At 28.6% G+C, this 6,203-nt stretch carries 7 protein-coding genes and 1 pseudogene; all 8 read left to right on the forward strand.

The features are described from left to right. Positions 1-17 precede the first annotated feature (17 nt). Entirely contained in the window at positions 18-629 is a 612-nt protein-coding gene (locus D8M03_RS07840; RefSeq protein ID WP_121214214.1) for an ATP-binding protein, read from the forward strand. Between the two features lie 20 nt (positions 630-649). Next, complete coding sequence (locus D8M03_RS07845) at positions 650-1,063, forward strand: helix-turn-helix domain-containing protein (protein ID WP_121214215.1); 414 nt, start codon at positions 650-652, stop codon at positions 1,061-1,063. Positions 1,064-1,535: 472 nt separating this feature from the next. After that, complete coding sequence (locus tag D8M03_RS07850; RefSeq protein WP_121214216.1) at positions 1,536-1,766, forward strand: hypothetical protein; 231 nt, start codon at positions 1,536-1,538, stop codon at positions 1,764-1,766. 13 nt (positions 1,767-1,779) lie between these two features. After that, on the forward strand, positions 1,780-3,690 hold the full coding sequence (locus D8M03_RS07855; RefSeq protein WP_121214217.1) for a hypothetical protein: 1,911 nt from the start codon (positions 1,780-1,782) through the stop codon (positions 3,688-3,690). A gap of 1 nt (position 3,691) precedes the next feature. Next, positions 3,692-4,543 (forward strand): hypothetical protein, encoded by an 852-nt coding sequence (locus tag D8M03_RS07860; protein ID WP_121214218.1) that lies wholly within the window; start codon positions 3,692-3,694, stop codon positions 4,541-4,543. After that, the gene (locus D8M03_RS07865) at positions 4,533-5,312 is read left to right on the forward strand and encodes a hypothetical protein (RefSeq protein ID WP_121214219.1); all 780 of its coding nucleotides are present in this window, start codon (positions 4,533-4,535) and stop codon (positions 5,310-5,312) included. The genes D8M03_RS07860 and D8M03_RS07865 overlap by 11 nt, the downstream gene beginning before the upstream one ends. A 246-nt stretch (positions 5,313-5,558) precedes the next feature. Further along, positions 5,559-5,618: pseudogene (rpsI, locus tag D8M03_RS07870) on the forward strand (30S ribosomal protein S9); the annotation flags it as partial. Positions 5,619-5,855: 237 nt separating this feature from the next. Next, complete coding sequence (locus D8M03_RS07875) at positions 5,856-6,179, forward strand: hypothetical protein (protein ID WP_121214220.1); 324 nt, start codon at positions 5,856-5,858, stop codon at positions 6,177-6,179. Positions 6,180-6,203 lie beyond the last annotated feature (24 nt).

Raw genomic sequence — 6,203 nt, forward strand, 5'->3', positions numbered from 1 at the left:
AAAAGTTAATTTAGGTAATGAAATTATTGAAGTTAGAAGGTCAAAGGATTGCAAAAGAATATTATCATATCCCAACAGACTTAAAGAGCGCGGGATTTAAAAATTACTTTGAAACAACCAAAATTAATGCGAAGGCAAAAGAGGCGATGATTAGTTTTACAAAAGCTTTTTTAGAGACAAAAGGAAATACGTATAATGTCCTTGCAATGGGAAGTCCAGGAACGGGTAAAACGCATCTAAGTGTTGCTACCGCGCGGACCATCAAAGAAGCAGGGTTTATAGTTGGATTTTTGACAACTGGACAATTAATGACATTAATAAAAGAAACTTATCATAAAGGTGCAATTAAAACAGAAAGAGATATATTCAACGATATAAAAAATTTGGATCTCCTAATATTAGATGATCTTGGATCCGAGGTGATAAGTAGTAAAGATGATTGGAGAAAAGCAATTATTTTTGAAGTAGTAGAAAGTCGGAGTGGTAAACCGACAATCTACACTAGTAACTTAACGGATATTGACTTACCAATTGCCGTTGGAGAACGAGTCTTTAGCCGTTTAAATAATAATACAAAATTTATTGATTTGTTTACAGACGATTATCGAAAAAAATTACGAGTTAACTAGTTTTATAGGAGGTTATAGCAATGAAGAACAATGAAACGAGGCAAAAGTTTATTGAAATGAGAGCTAAGGGAATTAGTTTTGATAAAATTGCTAAGGAGTTAAAAGTTGCAAAATCAACTCTTATTGAATGGTCAAAAACGTATTTAACCGAAATAGAAAATCTAAAAGCGATAGAAATGGAAGCATTACAGGAACAATTTTATTTAACTAAAACTGAAAGAATAAAGTTACTTGGTGAAATTGTAGAAAGGTTTAGAAAAGAAATAGAGAAACGCAACTTGTCAGATATTCCAACAGATAAATTGTTTGATAATTTGAATAAAACGGTAAATCAGTTAAAACAGGAAGAAGTTCAAGTAACATTTAGAGGGAAGGGGAATAGCTTAGAGGATTTACTAGAGGAAGCCGCTAATACAATAACTTGGAAACCATAATGTTACTAAAATCGGTCCAAAAAATGACTAAGTGTATCTAGATTAAATTTAATATAAAATATTCACCGCATTATTCAATTTTTTCAAATTGTCATGATGTAAAACAAAATGAATACTTGAGATTCGTTAAACCAATAAAGTAAACAATTAAAAAGTATTAAATCACTAGTTTTAGTTGGTTGATAGAAGAAGTAAGTTAATAGATTAAGTAAATATCTTAAAAGAGTGCTTAAAGCACTCTTTTTATTTGACTAATATTTTGACATGTTAACAATAAAACGCAATAATTTATGATATATAATTTTTAAAAGTAAAAATTAAGCATGTTATTTAATATTATTTTTAATATGTAATACTAAATAATGAAAATGTATAATTAAATATTGAATTGTATCAATTAATATAATATTATATTATTAATTTAATAAAATGTAACTTATAAAATATAATTGATAAATGGAGGTGTTTATTAATGAGTAAACGTGAAAAATTTGAAGAGCTTGGTGAAAAACGTATGAATGAAGCGATAAAGAAAATACGACTAATTGGAAATTTATCGAACAAAAACAACTATGATTATACAGATGAACATGTAAAAGCCATTATTAATACGTTAGAAATGGAAATTCAACTGTTAAAAAGTAAATTTAAACAAGAGCAAATTCCTGAAATTAATTTTACATTCAATAATAAGAAAAAATAATTGAGGTGTTTATATGAATCATTCTGCTACAAAAACATGTTCGTGGAAATTTTCGGAGATTTCACAGATTGAAGAATTAAATTTTAATAAAATTCTAGAACGTTTTTATAGTTTAGGAGTTGCAGGATTAACTAAAGAAAATATACAAAATTCCCTCGATGGACGTTTAATTAATAGTTCTGAACCCGTTATTGTAAAAATAGAAATCGGTACAATTCAACGTGATGAAATACCTGGGGTCAATGATGTTATTGATAGAATTAAATGCCTTGAAGGGAGAAATAGTTATACTAAAGAAACAGTTAACCATATGTTAAAAAGAATTGATCAAGAGGAAGTACGCTATATCTCTTTTGAGGATATTAATACTAGAGGTCTTACTGGCGCGGTAAATGGACAGAGTAATTCCAAAAAAGATACATGGGGAATATATGCATATAGCAAAGGTATACACTTTGAAGAAAGTGATGAAACGATTGAAAAAGTACGTGGTGGCTCTCATGGAGTAGGAAAGATTTCATCAAATGCTGCATCTGATCTTCATGCAATGTATTTTGCAAACTGTGATGAATATGGAAACCAACATTTAGGTGGTACAGTTCAATTAATTGAGCATTTGTATAATGATCAATGCTACCGTTCAACAGGCTATTTTACAGATGAAAAGATAGAAAATGGTAAACCGAAGTTTATTCCATATGAAAATAAATTTCATTCTGTTTTTGAAAAGAAAACTAGAGGTTTAAAAATAATTATCCCTTATTTACGTAAAGAGTTTGATAATGAGGATGAGATAATTAAAACGGTCTGTGATAGCTATTTTTTATCTATTTTAGAAGGAAAATTAGAAGTTCATGTAAATGATCAAATAATTAAAGCAGATACAATTGAGAAATTCGTCTGTGATAGCGATTATTATACGCAAGAGACTTCAGAAATTAAAAAAGTTTTCACACCACTATATGTAAATACATATAAAAATGAAACTCCAAAAGATATTGTAGTTTCAAATGGTGAGGAAGATTTCCATTTTAAACTTTATTTTAAATATGATGAAGAGATCAAAAAAGGGCGTGTAGCAATTGTTCGTACAATTGGTATGAAAATTGAAGATTTTTCTGTACACTTGAACGCTACTAAACCTTATAATGCTGTTTTAATTGGTGAATTAAAAGAAGATCATTATTTAAAAACACTAGAAAATGAATCACATACAAAAATTTCATCAGACCATATTCGAGATCCAAAATTAAAGTCTCAGGCAAAGCGATTTATAAACAATCTTTCGAAGGTAATTGCATCCATTATTGATGAGGAAATGAAAAAGAATAATCCTACTGATGATGTGATGGATACTAAAGATCTTATATATATTATGGAATCTCAATTTAAGCAAGACTTATCAAAAGCTTATGGAGCGGTCAAAATTAGTAAAGGAAAACACGTTGTGAAAGCAACGGAAGTCACTAAAAAAGTTAAACAAAAGGGTACAAAAAAGGGATCAGTAAAGTCTACTAATTCAGGTATAAAACGTATTCGGAAAACAACAGTAGGTTCAGGAAATGAGTTGCAGGATAAAAATTCTGAAACATTTAGTGTAAGTCCAAATTTAGTAGAAAGATTAATTATACAGGATTCTGAAATCATCCTTTTAAATTTTAAAAATAACTCAGAATTAAAAAATTCAAATTCTTGTAATATTTCATTTAACGTAATAGATGGAATGGGAACAGAATACCACAATGAGTTTAATTTAAAAGATAATTATGTGGCTATTATCGATCAGAATAAAGGTTCGAGCTGTAAGTTTGATAATCATACTATTAAAAATGTTTCTATAAAAGATGGAATTGTGAAATTAAAATTGGAGTTAAAACCAATTTATAATCGAGCTTTAAAATTTATTTATTACGTAGAGGTGTAATATGATTTATAAAAAAGATGCGAACTTTCCATATCCTATTTTGACAAATACGTCAACAAGCTACAAAAATAGTTCATTTTTATTAGATGTAAGGCTAGAAGAAAACACTAATGATTATAGATTGGTAATTGATTATGAAATTAGTTCTTCATTTATTAATGACCTTATTAAGTCTGGAGATGCTGTACTAGTTTTTATTATTCAATCAAAGGATACTAGATTTTTTATGCTAGAGTCTGATCAACTAACTGTTGAAATACCAAAGAACCGAATTTCTTTAAATAAGCGTACTTCAATTCAACTTCATATTCAGTCTACTAAAGAAATTAATTTTAGTAAAAATAAAGACTTAACTGCATTTTATAATACGTTTAAAGATGAAATTTTAGTATCTAGAAATTCTTTATTAGGTTTCTCAAATATTGTTGTCTTTGAGGGTAGTATTCAAAATCCATTTGTGTTATTCGAGAAAAAATTGGATGAAAATTTATCATCTGATATTAAAGTGGAGCTTGGATCTGAAACAATCATTATTCATTATAGAAAAGCAGATTATCAATTTAATGGAGTGGGATCTAGTAAAGCATTTAATAATCCATATATTTATACAGGGCTTCGTACTGCATTACAACGTTTTATAAATGAGTATGGTAAGGGTGAAGACTATGTTGATTTATCACAAATTCCACAACCTGAAAATTTATTAGATTTTAAGTTATATCAGCTAATGACTAAAAAAATGATTGAAGAAGTATCCATTGATACGATAGATGAGGTAATTTCTTTAATATCTGATAAGATTATTGAAAAATATGCAAGTGCTGTAAAGGAGCTTATTAATAATGGAAATTAAACTATTAAAACCAGGATATAAAAATAATGAGCAATTTTACAGGGACTTCTTAGAAGATAAAATTATTAGCAATGATGACTATTTTTCCAATGAAATTGTAACAATTGCAAATGCACCAGATTTTCCGATTTATATCGCTGAAGGAACAGGTGAAGAAAAGAAACAATCCTTCCGTCAAGCATTTCAGGTTATGGCATCTTTCTATATAAATACAGACCGTGATTTACATTTAGATGAGTTATTTTGGCACTCTTTATTAGTTACGAAAAAACGTGAATACATTCTCGAAAATTATCCTGATGTCACTACAAGTTTTGGAGATTTTAAAAATATTGTGGTAAAGTCATTTGATTGGCAAAATTATATTTATAAATGTGTCCTTGCAGTTGAATATATTGAAGATTATTTTAATAATGCTGAAGAGAAGGATAGGTATTATAATCTAGTTTTAGAAAATCTAGATTTATATAATTATATAATTAAATATTCTATTTTTCGAAATGCGGAGTTTCTAATTAAAATATTGACTATAATTGATGAACTAGATATTTCAGGTATTATGAAAGCTAAAATTAAAGATAGGCCAGATTTAGGTACAGATGAACGTTACGGTAGACGTGTCATTTTTGAATTAAATAAAAATTATCCAGTTATTATGTCACCATTATTAGATATTGATTCATTGAAGCAAGAGGTTATTCAGGCACTAAGTTATTACTATGATGTATCGGAAATAAGAAAGAACATGCTTCAATTAGAACATTCTTAATCAATTTAAATTTAGTAACAATTTGAAGGAAATCAAAAAGATCAACGTTCTAAATGTAATTATTAGAGCGTTGACCTTGAATAATGAAAATAACTTTAGGGATAATTCTTTGACCACATTATGACCACGAAACATATATGAGGGTATTTCCTCTATTTTATGTTAAATGCAAAAAAGCCTTATAAATCAAGGCTTTTCGCAAATTATTTTATTTATAGTTTCTTCCTATTTAATATGAACATGTAAGAACGTAAAAAATACGGTCTTAAAGGTGCTCGTCGTGCGCCTCAATTCTCAAAACGTTAATTTGGCGTTTCAAGACTCTTTTCACTTCGGTGGAAAGAGTTTTTTTGTGCAAAAATGTGCTATATTGATACTCGCAGATTAATATATACAAATTTGTATGACGCTCTTTATCGAATTATTTTTAATCACCCAAAATTGAACGTTGTGTTTAATTTTGTTCATTGCATAAAATGTGAGCTCATTTTAAAATATTAAGTGTGATGAACAAGGTGTTCAATTTTGAGGAGGGGATAAATAATGAATAAAATAGCAAAAATAATGATGTCAATTGCAGCGGCAGTTGTTTTTGTAATGATAGGGAAAGCGTTTATTTTGGATGAAGCAGTGAAAGGCTATTTAGTTACGTTCTTTTTCGTTGGTGCTGAATTAGCGATGCTGCGTTTATTTATTAACGGGATGATTTCTAAAATGAAAGGGAAGCATATTGGAGTTAAAATTATCTTTTTCGCAGGTCTTTTAAGTGTTGTATTTTGCAAGATAAAAATGCAGAGAATTGCAATGAAAAATACAGAGTGTTGCCACCCAATATTTTTACTGTTTTCTCGACAACGCATTGGCTAAACGGAAGCTCTGTCCCGTATAAGA

This window comes from Ureibacillus endophyticus (assembly GCF_003628435.1).
GTDB lineage: Bacteria > Bacillota > Bacilli > Bacillales_A > Planococcaceae > Ureibacillus > Ureibacillus endophyticus.